11 protein-coding genes, 1 tRNA gene and 2 pseudogenes are annotated in these 17,649 nt (G+C 39.4%); 1 reads left to right on the top strand and 13 read right to left on the bottom strand.

Annotated features, from left to right (window positions below; genetic code table 11):
* Positions 1-52: 52 nt before the first annotated feature.
* The 10 genes and pseudogenes from HMPREF9007_RS13675 to HMPREF9007_RS27140 all read right to left on the bottom strand — a co-directional run bounded on the left by HMPREF9007_RS13675 (position 53) and on the right by HMPREF9007_RS27140 (position 10,681).
* Positions 53-1,387 (bottom strand): hypothetical protein, encoded by a 1,335-nt coding sequence (locus HMPREF9007_RS13675; RefSeq protein WP_008761466.1) that lies wholly within the window; start codon positions 1,385-1,387, stop codon positions 53-55.
* Positions 1,388-1,436: 49 nt separating this feature from the next.
* Positions 1,437-3,122, bottom strand: coding sequence for a tetratricopeptide repeat protein (locus HMPREF9007_RS13680; protein WP_008761465.1), 1,686 nt, complete (start codon positions 3,120-3,122; stop codon positions 1,437-1,439).
* 292 nt (positions 3,123-3,414) lie between these two features.
* Positions 3,415-3,488: transfer RNA gene (locus tag HMPREF9007_RS13685), tRNA-Arg, on the bottom strand.
* Positions 3,489-3,841: 353 nt separating this feature from the next.
* Positions 3,842-5,891, bottom strand: a pseudogene (locus HMPREF9007_RS13690) (DUF3352 domain-containing protein).
* Positions 5,892-5,962: 71 nt separating this feature from the next.
* Entirely contained in the window at positions 5,963-6,910 is a 948-nt protein-coding gene (locus tag HMPREF9007_RS13695) for an N-acetylmuramoyl-L-alanine amidase (protein ID WP_128567830.1), read from the bottom strand.
* 10 nt (positions 6,911-6,920) lie between these two features.
* Complete coding sequence (locus HMPREF9007_RS13700) at positions 6,921-7,271, bottom strand: hypothetical protein (RefSeq protein ID WP_008761463.1); 351 nt, start codon at positions 7,269-7,271, stop codon at positions 6,921-6,923.
* A 126-nt stretch (positions 7,272-7,397) separates the two neighbouring features.
* Positions 7,398-7,922: an HU family DNA-binding protein gene (locus HMPREF9007_RS13705; protein WP_022471979.1), complete on the bottom strand. Its 525-nt coding sequence runs from the start codon at positions 7,920-7,922 to the stop codon at positions 7,398-7,400.
* Between the two features lie 272 nt (positions 7,923-8,194).
* Positions 8,195-9,751, bottom strand: a complete 1,557-nt coding sequence (locus HMPREF9007_RS13710) for an ATP-binding protein (protein WP_016267496.1) — start codon at positions 9,749-9,751, stop codon at positions 8,195-8,197.
* Positions 9,752-10,070: 319 nt separating this feature from the next.
* Positions 10,071-10,420: pseudogene (locus HMPREF9007_RS0124985) on the bottom strand (hypothetical protein).
* A gap of 123 nt (positions 10,421-10,543) precedes the next feature.
* On the bottom strand, positions 10,544-10,681 hold the full coding sequence (locus HMPREF9007_RS27140; protein ID WP_165000519.1) for a hypothetical protein: 138 nt from the start codon (positions 10,679-10,681) through the stop codon (positions 10,544-10,546).
* Between the two features lie 686 nt (positions 10,682-11,367).
* Here HMPREF9007_RS27140 and HMPREF9007_RS13715 point away from each other — a divergent pair.
* Positions 11,368-13,053, top strand: a complete 1,686-nt coding sequence (locus tag HMPREF9007_RS13715) for a response regulator (protein ID WP_008761458.1) — start codon at positions 11,368-11,370, stop codon at positions 13,051-13,053.
* A gap of 261 nt (positions 13,054-13,314) precedes the next feature.
* Here the strand turns inward: HMPREF9007_RS13715 and HMPREF9007_RS13720 are convergent, their stop codons facing one another.
* Genes HMPREF9007_RS13720 through HMPREF9007_RS13730 form a run of 3 tightly spaced genes read right to left on the bottom strand, consistent with a single transcriptional unit; the run spans position 13,315 to position 17,641 of the window.
* Positions 13,315-15,753, bottom strand: a complete 2,439-nt coding sequence (locus tag HMPREF9007_RS13720) for a tyrosine-protein kinase (RefSeq protein WP_008761456.1) — start codon at positions 15,751-15,753, stop codon at positions 13,315-13,317.
* A gap of 12 nt (positions 15,754-15,765) precedes the next feature.
* Positions 15,766-16,563: a polysaccharide biosynthesis/export family protein gene (locus HMPREF9007_RS13725; RefSeq protein WP_032850364.1), complete on the bottom strand. Its 798-nt coding sequence runs from the start codon at positions 16,561-16,563 to the stop codon at positions 15,766-15,768.
* Positions 16,564-16,582: 19 nt separating this feature from the next.
* Positions 16,583-17,641, bottom strand: a complete 1,059-nt coding sequence (locus HMPREF9007_RS13730) for a GDP-L-fucose synthase (protein ID WP_032850393.1) — start codon at positions 17,639-17,641, stop codon at positions 16,583-16,585.
* Between the last annotated feature and the right edge of the window lie 8 nt (positions 17,642-17,649).

Raw genomic sequence — 17,649 nt, 5'->3', positions numbered from 1 at the left:
TGATTCACTTTATAAATGGCATTGTATATATTCTGTTCCATAGTCTTGTTCTTTATTTGTTAGTGTCCTCTTCCGTATTGTTATTGTTGCCATACATACCGGCCATCATCTTTTGCATATTCTCCATAGCAAGTTGCTGCATCTTCTGTATTTGCTCCATATCGATATTCTGCATCGCCTGCTGCATCATTTCCTGTTGCATCTGTTGAAGCTGTGACGTATCGAAGCCCATTGTTTCTCCGTCTTCGTCACCACCTTCTTCGTCATCATCTACATCCAGTTCTCCTTCCATGATATTATCCATCGCTTCATATAATATCGGAGCAGCTTCTTCCCATGACATGGCAGAGGTAGCCTTCATTGCTTTCACAACTACCGCATTCACATCATTCTGCACATTATTATAATAGTACAATTCATAGAATTTATTAATAATAAGCAGGCAGCAAACGATGAAGTCACCTGATTCCAATGCCGAGCCGGCTTTCTCGTATGCATCTTCAAAGTTATCCTGAATATTTTTCAGTACGGAACGGCGTCTGTCCGAAATGAAAGTTTCAACAAAGTAAAGATCGGCAGCCAGTTGCTCCTTCGTCATTTCCTGAAGGCGTGTGACAACAGATTTGGTACGGGATACGATCTCCGGCAACGGCATATCCTCCCGCCCATGATCTGTAATCGCTTTATCAAGATCATTCAGCAGTTGACCCTGCGGACAGACAAAATAGCATATTTTAAGAAGCGTACTGGATAATATATTCCAGGCATAACCATACTTTCGTTCTGTCTCAAAGTATTTTACAGCGTCCATACATTCCTGGCAGGTCTGCTGAAGAGCTTCGTATACGTTATCTACCGTTTCATCATCGTATGGAGTAATTTTGGGCTCATAAATACGCTCGGCCTTGAACTTAGTCACAAATTCATCATCATATTTATCACCTATCCGACAGATTTCTTCAAGCACATAGTATATCTTGTAAGGATTGCATAAAGCCACCGGACAATGAAAGTCAAAGAACAACTTATCATTCTGCAAAGAGATACATGCTAATGTCAGTTCTGTCAGATTCAAAGCTGCCACCTGGCGCAGCAAAGGAATCCTCCCCTTTTCCGGCAACAACAGAAATGGAGCTGTAATATTCAACTGGTCACCCTCCAGCCTCAGATAGACCATAATGGAACCATGAGGCACGGCAAACTCCGTTCCTTCGGCATTACCAAATTTGCTGCGTAACTCCGGATCAATATAATCCAGCAACAGATAAAAAGACTGTAAGCGCTCTCCCTTTTCAAAGGCATCTGTACTCTTCTCAAAAGCTTCTACATCCACCTTGCTCTGTGTAGAAGCAATGATCGGACTATGAAAACTCAGTGTTTGTTTCATAATTCTAATGTTTGGTTTAACAAATTATTTCATTCTCATTCTTAACCATTTAAAAGTCCCGAAGCACAGCCTCCAATGTCGTTTCCTGCGCTATCCCCATCTTTTCGGTACGAATTCTTTTCAGTCTTTTCTTCACCGAATCTTTCTCCAGATGCATGATCTTAGCAATATCAGTCTGCGAAAACTGCATTTTCACCATACAGCAATACCGCAAATCCTCCTCATTCAGTGCAGGATACTGATTCTTCAGACGTTCTGTAAAATTCAGGAAGATACTGTTGGCATTCTTGAATATAACTTTCCAGTCCTCATTCTTGAGCATTATATTCTGCTGGGTCTTTGGATTTTCAATCACAGGAATACAAGTTTCATTCAGGCGCTTAAAGAACTCAACCTTTAGTAAAGCCTCTTTCTCCCGAATCTGCGCTTCCCTTTCCTTAGCTTCCGACAAGTCTTTTTCTGCCTGTAGTTTTTCTATTTCACGGTACTTCAACAACTCCTGCTGATGGGCAATCTGTCCTTTCTGACGCAATACTTCCTGTTGTTTCCTTTTATATAAAAAGAAGTAGATGCATACCCCTAACAAAATCGCCAGGCAACAAACAATAGTCACAACGTACAGTTGCAGCTTCCTTTCTACCGCCTGTTGCCAAAGACGGGTATTGGCTTTTTTCAATTCATCATTGTGATAATTCCGGTGCAAAGTCAGTAAACCTTCCTTATCTCTCTCCTCTATGAGCCTATCCCGCAAGTCAGCATGTCGGTTCATATAATAATATGCCGAATCCATCTGCCCGGTAGCAGCATAAATTTCAGCCTTAGCCAAAGACTTTCGAGTTGTATATTGTATATCTGTTGTATCTTCCACCGCTTTATTAATGTAGTAGAAAGCAGAATCATACTGATGCAGTTCAGTCAGTGTGTTTGCCTTATTTATATAATGATCATAGATATATTCATTTTCCTCTCCGAAAAGTTCAAATAGAATAGCCAAATCTTTATCGCGATACATCAACGCCTGTTTATAGTCCTTCATTGCCATGCAAAGATGGGCATGCTGTGAATAAATATGGGATAAGGTCCGGACCAGGTTCTCTTTCTCAGCCAGCTGTATCGCTTGCACAGAATATTTATAGGCGCTATCCAGTTGATTTGTCTGCATAAATCCGTGAGTGATATATGGCAACAGTGCACAGATATACAAAGGATTACCAATCCGTTCGGCATAAGGTAACGCTGCCTTCCCCAACCGTAGTTCCTCGTCAGGAATCAGTCGCAAGTTGAAAAGACGACTCATTTTATACCTGACCATGAACTGAAGTTCATCGTTATCACTCTCTCCCAACCAATCGATTGTCTTTAGGAAATTATGCAGGGAAGCTTCCGAATCTTCATTATCCATTGCTACCAGACCGGCATTATAATAAGCCAGTGCCGCATGAGCAGAGTCCTTCGTACCTTTATAATAATCGATTGCAACAGATATAAGTGAATCACTTTTATGCCCCTCATCAGATGACTGATTAATCACTTGCGTCATTAGCAGCGCATATAAAGCGCCATTTGAATCCGACAGCCTCTCCGGATACTGAATTTGGCGAAGCAAAGAAAGGGCGCTGTCCGGTTTCAGCCTGATTAATTGTTCGATAGATAACAATCGGTCGGCTGTATGACGACAAGCACTCAATAAGAACCCTAATAATATAAAAAGTAAAGTTTGTCGTAAATGCTTCATGAACAAAAGGTTTATGTTTCCCAACTAAAGAGACGAATCTCTGAATGCAAATGTAGGAATAATAATGAGAGTTGCTTTATAAAATAGGGGGTATAAATATATTCTTAATTAAATCAAATATTTGCCTGTTTATCAAATCAATATAATATACAGTAAAGGGGGACATAGGGGGACATTTACTGCTTTATAGGGGATAATCGCAATATGAAACCACTCAGAATTCAATAAAATTGATGTACCCCAAACAAAAGAAAAACGTTGACTATTATTAAATAATCAACGTTTACATCAGTGATTCCGAAGCGATTCGAACGCTTGACCCACGCCTTAGAAGGGCGTTGCTCTATCCAGCTGAGCTACGGAACCATCCTTATTTGCGGATGCAAAGGTAGTGCTTTTTGCGAGAACTCAAAAACTTTTCGACACTTTTTTATTCATATTTTTCTTTATAGCTAGAAATCAGTAATTTATAAAAGTACTATTCAGAACCCTGTTCTAGGGTTGAATTATTTTTTCTTATCCCGATATCCCATATATCATATATCTTATTTATCTTTGTGCACCGTTAAATATAAAATCAAAAACTATGTTGAGTCGTATTATCGTATTGGTCATAGCCGGAGTTGCTGTCGTTTATATCGTCCGCTTTATAGATAACTTCTTGTCCCAGCACAGAAGAAAATATTAAATAAGATATATACCTATCAGGAGAAGTTCATTTAAAACTTCTCCTTACGTTCAAATTCACCTTCCTCGGTGTAATACTTCCATGTGCCTTTAGGCTGATTATTTAAATATTTCCCACGAAGCTTGAGCTTTCCATTTTCGTGATATTCACGGTAACGTCCATGACGTTTTCCCTCTTTCACTTCCGCTTCGCTTTTCAGTGCTCCTTCCGGATAGAACTCACGCAGAACATTTCCTTCAAACTTCTCAATATAGAAACGCTTTAACTCGCTCATCTGCTCCTTTTCGGTCACAGCCTCTTCGTCCATATCCTGATCTTCCTCATCGCTGACAACGGCAACTACCTCTTCCGGCTCGTATGGACGGTAATCCATCACATACTGCAGAGAAGCCAGATTGTTATCTCCGATCACCTGCATCGTCCAGTAAGGGAATGAATACAAGACATCTTTATTCGATTGTATTTCATTCCATGTAACAGGATTCATCATAGGTTTCAATTGTGAGTAGAACTTGTGCATATCTGTATACAAGAAGATTGTGGAACTTGATTTCATATACGAATAAGCATCCTTAAATCCTGCATTATTCTTCAGTAAATTCTTCTGCTCATAGTCTTCTACAAAAGAAAGCAAGGAAGCAGCTTTATTACTGAAAACGACGTAATCATCCACATAAGTATAATATGGCTTCTCAAATTTATCAAACAGCTTTCCGAAGAACAGACGGAAGAAACCTTTCATTTCAACATAATTGATTTCAAAGTCCTTATAATTAACTGACTTAATCTTAACCGGAGATCGGCGTTTGATCTTCTTTTCAATAAACTCCATATTCTTACGGGCGTCTTTGATGCTTTTTGCCCGAATAGCCAGAATCACTTCAGGATCATGTCCTAATAACCCCGGTTCGGATTGCGTTATGGCAAACTCTCCGGACATCCAGCTCAGGAAGTTCTCTTCCAAAGAAATTCCAAACAGGCTTTCTATCTTTTTCCGCGAACTCTGATAAGAGTCATACAACAGTTTATCATGAACAGACAGAGCGTTCTCCAGTTCCTTCACGAAAGTTACCGGACTATCGAAGCCGATATTTGTATAAAGAGCCGTTCGCGCGGACAAAATCTCGTGAGCTTTCATTTTATGCTTTCCCGAATTCAGCAAGGCAGTGATATAAGGATCCACTGAATCTTTCTTCAACGTATAACCTTTCACTTCCATCCGGTCTTTATCCATATTCAGGTAAAGACCCGCGAAATTCATAGAATTACTGAACAGATCGACATATTCATTTCTCGCTCCCAGATAAATGGACATAAACTGAGGAATACGGGCGTAGTTGATAAATACCCTGACAAGCCCTTTACCGGAAACTAATTTTTCCGTTTCAATAAAAGACTGGTCAAGTCCGATTTTAGGCTTATTACGGGAGTTGATGGCAGATTCAACAAGTCCGGAAGTATAAGAGCCTACCAGGTGATTATCCACAAAAGCAGTATAAAAGACATCACGGGTATCCGGATCACGCATTTCAAGAATGTTAATTCCATTATGCATTCGATTAGTGACGGTAAAGCCGGACATTGCCAGCACTGTTTCGACCTGATCTTTCAATAAATCCATTTTAGAAGCTTTCTGCATATCTACTATAAGCAGAAAATCCCAATCGGTAGCGCGGGTCTTATGAAGTGAGATAAGCAGATCCCGCTGACCGACCAGTGACAACAGTACTTTATTGCTTTTGACAACCGAGTCAAGCTTTTCCACGCTCTTCGCAACTTCTTCAAATGATTTCGCTTTTCTCAGACATTGCCAGGTTTCGCTTCCACTAAACTTTTCCCAATCTTCAATCGGAGCAGATGACTGAATAATAAAATGCCGCATCCTCCGGCACCAGATAGATCTGCTGAATATTACGGTCGGGCGAAATAAACAGATAAACGATGGAGTATACCATGTATACAGCCAAAGCTAGTCCTGCCGTAAGCAAAGTCCTTTTTACAATTTTTCGTGTATTATTTTTCTTCTCATTTTTCCCGGGTTCAACATATTGCCCTTGTTCCCCATTGTTTAATTCATCCATTATTTATTTGTTATTGAGTTGATTGGGCAAAATTACTAAAAAAAGATGGAAGTTGAAATTCACAGGTCGGTTTATACTTTAAATCTTCTCATCCATCTATATCCACCATAAATCAGAGCTATTCCCCCCAATATCAATATCCCTCTTTTCCACCTATTGACACGTTTCACAGAAACAGTTTTCTTCACCTCTTCACTCGTTCTGAACTCTACCCCGGACTCCAAAGACAGAGAATCTTCTTCCGCTGACATACTACCGGCAACCACCTGCTGCAGCTTCCCTGTCCTTCGGTCAAGAGAATTCTTCACGATCTTCACAGAAACCTGCGAAGCCGTATCCACAGGATATATGAAAACGATCTGTTCCAAATGCTCTTCCACTACTTCCGAATCACTTCTCGAAATGAAAGCCTGCTGAAGCAAACTGTTCCTGCGCCCGACCGTAGAACTCGAATCAACTTTAATCTCCCGGCTCTTACAGACAATCTCCTTCTTACCTCTGCACCCCAAGCACAAAAAAGGAATCATTAAAGCCACCAACCATACAAACAAGGCTTCCCTCCCACTTTTCAGAAACTCCTTCACATCAAAACAAGGACAAACCTTTACGTATTCATCAGCCTCAATCACCCCATCTCCATTCAAATCCGGCGAAGTGTCCCGATGTCCCAAAACCTGAAGGATATCATACTCTTTCTGCAAATCCATGATCAATTGATAAAGCACCCTTTTCTGAGCCTTCGTCCGAGTATCCGCAGGATGCCCGTTTACATCCAGCCCACCAATATAGCATATCCCGATACTATGCTCATTCCAGCCTTTGCAATGAGCCCCCGCCAAAGAAATATCCCGCCCTCTCTCCAATCTTCCGTCCAGACAGACAACATAGTGATACCCTATACCATTAAATCCACGTTCACGATGCCAACGGTCAATATCTGCTGCTGTAAAATCCTGCCCGACTTTTGTAGCCGAACAATGTATAATAATAGAATCTATTTTCTCATGATATTCATATATTAGTCATTATTTAATAATCCGAAGGTGGCATTCTTTGGGTACATCCTCTGATCTCACACTTTTTCACTTCAGATTCCTTTTGAATCAGCTCCACTTCATGACACTTATGTATCCAATTTATTTTCTCCTCCTGTTCCTTACGCAGTTCGATATAGAGGCCATCTATTTTTTCATCCCGTTGAGTCAGGCGATCTTCCAGCCAGTCCACCTTCTTACGTCGGTTTTCTTCTTCCAGATTACAGACCGAGGCTTCCTCTTTTCTGGCATCCGTCTTGCGACAGGAGATGTATCGTACTATCCATTTCACTGCTTCCAGACCGCCCATAGCAGTAATAAAAGCAAGTATTGTTGTTATTTGCATACTCTTATTTACTTGTAGATAAGTTGAGACTTTATAATTAGCTTTCGAAAAGCTTATAAGAAAGAATGAGGCCGAAGCCCCATCCTTATAATCACTCTGTTATAATGAGCTACCTTACTTTTCACATTATACTGTCGGATCCGGTGCTTCATCATCGTCACCCGATCCACCACCCGGATTCGGGTTTTCTCCATCATTCCCGTCATCCGGATTTCCTCCGATAACATCCGATTTATTAATATGATCCAGATCCTTGAATTTCAAGCCATCCGAACGAGTTGATGTTCCGGTAGACAGACGAATATCCGAGTTGGCACGAAAACAGATGCGTAATCCTTGAATATCAGCTGAGGTAAAGTCTTCCGCTTTCTCTGTCCCTTTGCTTTGGGCAGACAAGAAAAAGTAACCCAGTCCTTCGATATTTACTGAACGCCCCGCCAGTAATGTTTTTCTCAATAAAGTACGAAAGTCCTTTAAAACACTAATTGTTTCACCCTCACTTACTCCCGAATTGGAGGAAATTTCTTTTGCTATTTCTGTCAGAGTTGCACTCGTATCGTATTGATAAGAGATTACCGGATACACTTTCTTTCCTAATTCTTTGTTGGTAGGGTCACACAAACGAGACACTCTTCTAAATCTAATTGCCATAATTTTGGTCCTTTCTTTTTAAGATAAATACTAATGATTATTACTTCGCTAACGTTAACGATGCAAAGATGCGGCATCTTCATTGGGAATGAAAGGACAAGATTAAATCATGATTAAAGAGTACTGGGAAGAGATTTATAAGAAAGAAAAGCTAGTTAAGACGAAAAAAGGGACAGGAAGAGGAAACGGGAAGCTAAAATAATCAACCTTGGACAAGTTTTTTCTCCATATATATAAAAAATTTGCGAAAACATGCCTGGCATATCTCCGCACTACAACAGCCATCGATCTATATTCCTTTTCTCCGCACTGAACTCCACTCCCACTTTCACCACTTCACGGTCGTCTGCCTGATAGGGAATTAAATAACCTTTCTCATCAATCTGCTGCAAAGCTTGTTCAGCGGTTCCATTCAGTTTAAATTCGAACACATAAATATATTTAGGCGTTTTCACCACTGCATCGGCACGTCCACGAGCACTACGGACCTCAACTTCGGTGAATTGCCCCATTAACTTGAACACTAAATAAAACACGACCTGATAATGACGTTCGGTCGAATCGCTCAACTCATAAGGAAAATCTGCGAAGAAAGCCTGAAGACGGGTAAGGAAGGCATCTACCTCTCCGGCACGTAATTCCTGAACGAATTTGCCTATATAGAAATTCTGTTCATCTTCATTGACCGGTGTATAATAAGGAACCAGAAAATTGAGAAAGCCATAACGCACTTCATCATTGGGGAAAGCCAGACGATAAAGTTGAAACTCTTTGTCATAGTCCTTGATAGTCAGATAACCACTCTGATAAATCAACGGAATTGGATTGTTGGCATCCACCCGATATTCCATAAATGAAGATGCACTGGCTTCTATCCCATCAATTAAAGTGCGCAGGTCATAATCACTCTCTTTGAGCAACTCGACAAGGAAAGTAGGTGTTCCGGTCTGAAACCAGTAACTACCAAACTCCTGTTTTGAAAATGAGTTGAGCACACTGAACGGATTAAACACACCCGCACCTTTCGGATGAAAATGATAACCATCATATCGTCGTGTCATCATTTCCATAACCGCTTCTGAAGTCATATCATTGACTGCCGCCTGTCGCTCCAGTTCAGGAACAAAAGTTGAGCCAAGTTCTTCCTTTGTAATCCCACACAATGTAGCATAAGCAAAATCCAGGCTAATATCATTCAACTGATTCAAATCACTGAACACACTGACTTGTGCAAACTTGGTCACACCTGTCAGAAATACAAAACGGAGATAACGGTCAGAACTCTTCAATACTCCATAAAAAGCCTTCAGAGTCCTACGGTAATCATCCAATAGAGAACCATTACCCAAAGCCTGCAACAGAGGTTTATCGTATTCATCTACCAATACCACTACTCCACAGCCTGCCTGTTCACTGGCGCGACGGATCACTCCTGCAAAACGTCCGGAAAGAGTTTCCTCATCCTCTCCTTTTCCATATTTCAACTCCCATTGCGTCAAATGCCGGCTAAGAATCTCAACCAAAGCTTGGGATGAATCATATTTTTCTGCATTCAAATCCAAATGAAACACCGGATACTTCTTCCATTCCTTCTCAAGTTCGGCAACAGCAAGTCCTTCAAACAATTCCTTCCTGCCTTCAAAGTATGCTTCGAAAGTGGAAAGAAGAAGACTTTTTCCAAAACGACGGGGGCGACTTAGGAAATAAGGAGTCTCTGTAGAAGCTATTTTCCATACAAAAGCCGTTTTATCTACATAAAGATATCCCCCTTCGCGGAGTTTCTCAAAAGTCTGTATCCCAATTGGAAGTTTACGCATTATGCCATCCATCATTATTCTTCATTTTTTGTGATTCAAAGATAATCATTATTTCTATATTCCATTACTATAACTTTCGATTTTTAATATCGTTCATTAATCAATGCTTATTATATATCTCTTCATCCACCTATATCCGCTACCGGCAACCACCTGCTGAAGCAAACTGTTCCTGCGCCCGACCGTAGAACTCGAATCAACTTTAATCTCCCGACTCCTGCAGACAATCTCTTTCTTACCTCTGCATCCCGAACATAAAAAGAAATCATTAAAGCCATCAACCATACAAACAAGACTTTTATCATGATATTTCATTTATATTAGTCATTATTTAATAATCCGAAGGTGGTATTCTTTGGGTGCATCCTCTGATCTCACACTTTTTCACTTCAGATTCCTTTTTAACCAGCTCCACTTCATGACACTTATGTATCCAGTTTATTTTCTCCTCCTGTTCCTTACGAAGTTCGATATAGAGGCCATCTATTTTTTCATCCCGCTGAGTTAAGCGATCTTCCAGCCAGTCCACCTTCTTACGTCGGTTTTCTTTTTCCAGATTACAGACCGAAGCTTTCTCTTTTCTGACATCCGTCTTACGACAGAAGATATATCGTACTATCCATTCACCGCTTCCAGACCTCCCATAGCAGTAATAAAAGCAAGGATTGTTGTTATTTGCATACTCTTATTTACTTGTAAATAAGTTGAAACTTTAATTAGCTTTCGAAAAGCTTATAAGAAAGAATGAGGCCGAAGCCCCATCCTTATAATCACTCTGTTGTAATGAGCTACCTTACTTTCCCATTATACTGTCGAGTCCGATGCTTCATCATTGTCACCCGATCCACCACCTGGATTCGGGGTTTCACCTTTACTTTGGGCAGACAGGAAAAAACACCCCAATCCTTCGATATTTACCGAACGAAGGTGCATATTTATCACCTTTTAATACATATAAGTACAATATAATATCAAATATTTATATTCATATTTTAAAACAAAAATCAGTCATTCCATCTTACATATAGAATTTCCAACATTTCATATACAATACATTTAGTATTAATCTAAATCTATTATACAACTTTCTACTTCGATTAATCAATTAAATAAATAATTCTACAACAATTCGTCAAATCACACAAACAAAACTATTGTTTTTATGTTATTACAAGTTACATTTACATCGTAAATACAATTTCCTACTTTATCAGAAGGGGACAAATGTATTTTATTTGATATTAATTTATGATTGAGCACAAACAAACAGCTATTGAGACATCATGGTCCGATAGCATACTTAATATTAGACCACCTCCTCCCCTGATTATTCACCTGAGGCTAGTTTACTACGCCTAATACAAATAAATGAAAATAATTATTGTTACTTGGGGGACATTGCTTTTTTATTGATAGTTCAAGACATTTAGAATCTGAATTCTCAATAAGCATAACTCATAACCAAATATTGACCTCCCCCAAAACAAACAAATTAGAGATCATATTATTTGAGTTCATGGATGTGCACAATTATGGAATCATAGTTGGCACATAATCTTTCATGTCTCTTGAATCAGAAAGAAAAAGCAAACTCCATCGAGTGACGTCATTTAAAATATAATAACATGATGTATTTAATGACAATATCTATTGCTGCATCTTTCTTAATAGCAACAATATTTGAAAATCAATCATATTTAGTTTTATTGCTGATAGTAGCAGGTTTCTTTCTCTACTGGCATTTATTTCATTATCTTTCCATACAAAAAGAAAGAAATTTCCTCAAAGAAGAGAACCAGTATTTTATAGATTCTTTCCAAAGTATTCGAAATCCAATTACATTAGTTCATGTTCCTTTACGAACGATCTGTAATGATAACTGTCCCGAGAACATAAAGAATGATTTGTCACTGGCTATTCGAAATATAGAATGTTTAAATGAGAATCTGGACAAATTGTCCGGATTAAAATATTTGCATAATCATCCCGAAGTCCTAAACATTACCGAACATGAATTAGGAAACTATTTAAGAAACAGAATTTGCTCCCTACAAGGTTATGCAACGAACAAACACATAAAAATAATAATCAAGACAGAATTCACTTATGCCAGTGTATGGTTGGACAAAAACAAAATCTCACCTATTATCGATAAATTCATAACGAACGCGATCGACTGTTCTGAGCCGGAATCAAACATAACATTGCTAATTTCTATCAGTCAGGAACATTGGGAAATAAGTGTGCCCGATTCAGGAAATGGTAAACTAACAAAGCTTTATAATCAGAATAAACACCGGATGATAAGACAGAAAGCAGAATTTGAATGCCATTTTTCCAAAAGCATGTTATTGAAGAAACTAGCAGATTTGTGTAATGGCAAGATCTTAGTAAGCAATATAAATCATACTGTCACATTAAGATTTCCTGTGAAATGCTCTTGTAAAGACCAATCAAATCATTCGCCGCTGTGTTTCACCAATCATACTGAAATTGAAAAGATAGACCGTTTGCTCGTAAAGGCTCCCTGCAAAAGAAATTCCCACAAACCGACAGTCGTACTTGCCGATAGTAATGATGATTTCCGATCCTATCTGACAAGTTGTTTAACGGAAGAATTTACTATTAAAAGTTTCAGAGATGGCGTCGAAGCTATGACCTGCATAAAAAATGAATATCCTGATTTAGTGATTTGTGATACAGAACTTCAGAACATAGATGGTGTCGAACTCTCGTCAAGATTGAAAACATCCTGCGAAACATCAATCATACCTATCATTCTTTATAGTTCGCATATAGATATTGACCAATACAATAGAAGAAAGACTTCTTTAGCTGATACATTCTTGCAACAGCCCTTTAGTATAGCAGATTTAAAGATTGAAATGTCAATCCTTATCAAGAACAATCGTTTTCTTCGAAAATCATTTCTACAACGATTGTTTGGAGAAGAGTTTTTGGAGATAAAAGCGTCAGAAATATTGCAGGATGGTGAACACCCTTTGATAAGTAAAGTTACTAAAATCATTCTGGAGAATCTGGATAATGAAAAACTAACCATAGGCTCCATTGCCAAAGAGCTTGGAATTAGCAGGACCAGTCTTTACAACAAGTGGACGCAATTAACAGGTGAAGCACTTAACAAATTCATTCTCAAAATCCGCATGGAAAAAGCACATGAAATGTTAGAGAGTGGGAAATATCGCGTAAACGAAATACCAGAGAATATCGGAATGAAGGATATGGATCACTTCCGCGATAATTATAAGAAGCATTTCGGAAAAACACCTGCTCATACCATTAAAAACGTTTGAGATATTTACATTGAAAAACGGGTTTAAATAAAACAACCTGAGACCGATAGAAGAACTGTTGACGCAATCAACCAAACTTCTTTCTATCGGACTCAGGTTTATATTTACGATAACGACACATAGCTAGTCAGACATAACATTCCTTAACCATCGGTCTATATTCCTTTAAGGAAACCATAACGAACCTCATCATTTGGGAAAGCCAGACGATAAAGTTGAAACTCCTTATCATAGTCCTTGATAGTATAGATTGCCAAATATCTACTTCTTCTTTTCTTGACCATACCCATAGCCGTACCCATAACGTTTACCATAACCGTAATGCTTACCATACTTGCCGTAGCCATAATAATAGCCATATTTCCTTTTCTTCAAGTCTACACCATTAATAACAGTGCAAAGGTTAGGCAACTTCTGCTCATGATACAGTTCATTGATCAATGCGTATTCCGCCTTATGCGTATAGTCAGCACGACATACGTAAACTGACAAGTCTGCTACACGACCTATTAACAAGGTATCCGTAACCATGCCGATAGGAGCTGTATCAAGGATGACATAATCAAAATTCTTCTTCAGAATCTCAATTGCCTTATCCAACCCATCACGTGCCAATAGTTCTGTCGGATTAGGAGGAACTGTTCCGCCCGGAAGGATATACAGATTCTTATTAATATCCGAGGACTGAACTAGACTCATCAAGTTAATATCCTGATTTGACAGATATTGAGTAATACCTTTCTCCTTACTTGATAGTTGGAATATTTTGTTCAAACCCGGCTTACGAATATCAAGACCTACAATCACCACCTTCTTTCCCAGAAGAGAAAGACTGATAGCCAAATTCGACGAAACGAATGATTTTCCTTCACCACTGACAGTCGAGGTCACAAGGATAACCTTCTGATCATTATCGAGCATAAACTGAAGGTTGGTCCGGATATTACGGAAGGTTTCACTCATCAGATTATTCTTGTTCTCGAAGACAGCGATAGAACCATTCTTATCATTCTTCTCATCAGTTAATGGAATATCACCGACAACAGGAACACTCGTTAGTTTCTCTACATCGGCACGACCTTCGATCTTGAATTTTGTCAGTTCAATTAAGTAGATGATACCAACCGGAATTCCAACACCAAGTACCAATGCAATCAAATAGATCATAGAGTGTTTAGGAGATACCGGAATATCGTCAGCTATCGCTTCATCAATAATCTTCGCATTATTGGCAGTAGCAGCAAGTGCAATAGCATTCTCTTCACGTTTCTGTAACAGCATCAGATACAATCCGGCTTTGATTTCTTGCTGACGGGCAATACTTACATAAGCACGTTCCTGTCCCGGAGCATTACTGATACGACGGGAATAGCGACTCGCTTCACGGTCAAGGTTTGATTTAGTGATCATCAACCCCTGCAAAGTTCCTTCAAGAGTAGCTTGCACATTGGCTTTCATAGCACGTATGCTTGTATCCAGATTCACAATAGCAGGATTATTCTCAGTTGATGTACGTAACAGACGTTTACGTTCCACAAGCATTTCATTATAGCGTTCAATCGCACCGATCAAAGCAGCATCTTGTAAACCTACATTGCTCGGCAATACTTCATATTCATTGCTTCTCAAATACTTACGCAAGTCATTTACCAGGCTGATTTGAGTACGGTTCTCCACACTCTTCTTTTCATACTCAGCATTACCGGCCAAGGCGATTTGAGCTTCACTCGTCAAATCCGTGATACCTGCGTCACGCTTAAAAGACTCTAAATCCGCTTCCGTACTACCCAATTCTTTTGAAATAATACCAATACGTTCATCGATAAACTCAGCCGTTTTCTGAGCAATCTCGTTTTTATCATTGTTCGTATTGCGATTATACATTTCAAGCAACTGATTGATGAAATCCTGTCCACGCTGCAAACTAGAGTTCTTCAAGGAAATCACGGCAACAGAAGTAGTCTTAGAAGTAGGAGCAATAGACAAACTGTTACAATAGCCTTTTGCCACTCTCATCGGTTTGTTTATTGTCGCAGTTATATGGCGTACACTCTGCTCTATCCGAGGAACCTTCGTTCCATCCTGTAAAGTTACCGAATCAACTTCCTGAAAGAAAGCCAATGTACCTTCATCAGTTGGAAAAATGGCAGGTAACTTTTCAAAATGCTTCTGATACCCTTTCTCACCTACAGTCACGTTCACATCCATACTACCTTCAGGTTGCAAAGTCATCTCTACTACCATCGGAGAACTTAGTTTCTCAGCTTCTTGAGGAGTCAAACTCACTTGGACAGGAGATGTCTTATATAAACCTTTAGCGGGAAATTCATCCTCATCTGCATAAGTTATATACAGTCCCAATTGATTAACCACCTCTTTAACGAGCGTTTTCGAACGCAAAACTTCCAACTCATTATCAATATTCTTAGAAGAAGTCATCAGACCACTTAATCCCATATCCTCCAATTCCGAAGAAAGTCCTGCACCTCCACCCTTCTTCTCATCTTTCATAAGAACAGTGGCTGAAATATTATAAACAGGTGTAGCCCAATGCAGATAAAACCACGCACCAACAAGGCATAGTAACACTGCCCCTACAAACCAGGGCCAATGAATAATATATTTAAAAAGCAACGCTTGGAAATCGATCTGATCCTCAGCCATTTCACGTTCCTTCACGTTTTGATTTTCTTCCTTCATAACTCTTTCTTTTTATTTCAAGATATTAAACAACAAACTGGCAATAGAAACAAGGATCGAAGTAGCAGAGAACCATAAGCTTGTACTAGTTCCGATATCCGAATTTCGAGCTTTCGCCTTATTCGGAGTTACGTAAATAATATCATTCTGTTGTAAATAATAATAAGGAGAAAGAATAGTCTCCGCCTTATTCAGATCTAAAGGAATAATTTCCTGCTTACCATTGGCATTCTCCCGTATCAGCTTAACATCATCACGCAGACCATATACGGTCATATCACCTGCCATAGCCAGAGCTTCCAGGATGTTCACCTTTTCATTGGAGATCGTGAATGTACCGGGACGGGCAACTTCACCAATCACGGAAATCTTATAATTTACCATTCGTACCGTTACAATAGGAGTTTCCGTAATATAAGGCTTCAACTTTTCCACAATCATTTGTTCGGTCGCCTTCTTCGTCAATCCGCCTACATGAAGTTCACCCAATACCGGAAAGTTAATATTGCCTTCATTATCCACTAAGTATTGCTGTAGAGCGGGCTGAGTGGTGGTATAGTTCAAAGCCATATTACCTTGTGTAGCTACCGTCAGGTTAAAAGGAGCAGCTAACTCGGGACTGGTACATGACACTACAATAGTCAACAAATCTTTGGGCATGATCTTTGCATCATACAATTGTGCATCCTGAGTACTATACAGTACCACTTCTGCATCCTGTAAGTAAGGTACTTTTTTATAAGACTGGCAAGCTGTAAAAAGCAAAGTCAACAACAATATTAAGATATTCTTTCCATTCAATTTTTCCATAATATATAAATTATAAAATTTAGACACCTTTCAAATACCATTCATAAAGACGCTCAATTCCTTCATCAATCTCAACCTTATGATGCCAGCCTAAACTGTGTAACTTCGACACATCTGTCAACTTGCGCATCGTACCATCAGGCTTAGAACTATCCCAACGCAAATCACCCTTAAATTGAACTTCTTTCATGATCATTCCGGCAACTTCACGGATACTGACTTCCTTACCTGTACCAACATTGATATGACAGTTACGAATGTCTCTACTACCTTCCGTATAGGTATTCTTGAAATCAACGTTCAATAATACATGAACACTCGCATCAGCCATCTCTTCGCTCCACAAAAACTCACGCATAGGTGTACCGGTACCCCAAAGAGTTACCGATTCAGGAGTAATACCAAATTTTGCCAATTTATCCAATATTTCAGCATCAGAATTACTACCAGTCACACCTTCCACAGGACGCAAGTCAATATCTTTACGAACTGACTTCCAATTTCCTTCATTCAGACATTTAGCCAAATGAATCTTGCGAATCATGGCAGGTAGAACATGACTGTTTTCCAAATGGAAATTATCATTCGGACCATAAAGGTTGGTAGGCATCACGGCAATATAATTCGTGCCATACTGAAGATTGAAGCTTTCACACATCTTTAAACCCGCAATCTTGGCAATGGCATAAGGTTCGTTCGTATATTCCAAAGGAGAAGTCAGCAAAGCGTCCTCCTTCATCGGTTGTGCGGCATCACGGGGATAGATACAGGTACTACCCAGAAAAAGTAGTTTCTTTACGTTATGACGAAAACTCTCACCGATTACATTCTGCTGAATCTGGAGATTCTGATAGATAAAATCGGCACGATACTGCAAGTTTGCAAGGATACCACCAACATGCGCAGCAGCAAGGACAACTGCATCAGGCTGTTCTTCATCAAAGAATTGTTTTACGGCTGCACCATCAAGAAGATCCAGCTCTTTATGGGAACGTCCTACAAGATTCGTGTAACCACGACTCTGCAAATTACTCCAGATAGCAGATCCCACCAAACCATGGTGTCCCGCTACATAGATTTTCGTAT

The sequence above is a fragment of the Bacteroides sp. 1_1_14 genome, assembly GCF_000162515.1.
In the GTDB taxonomy this organism is placed as follows: Bacteria; Bacteroidota; Bacteroidia; order Bacteroidales; family Bacteroidaceae; genus Bacteroides; species Bacteroides thetaiotaomicron.
The sequence above is the reverse complement of the archived record's forward strand: the minus strand, read 5'-3'. Positions and strand labels throughout refer to the sequence as shown.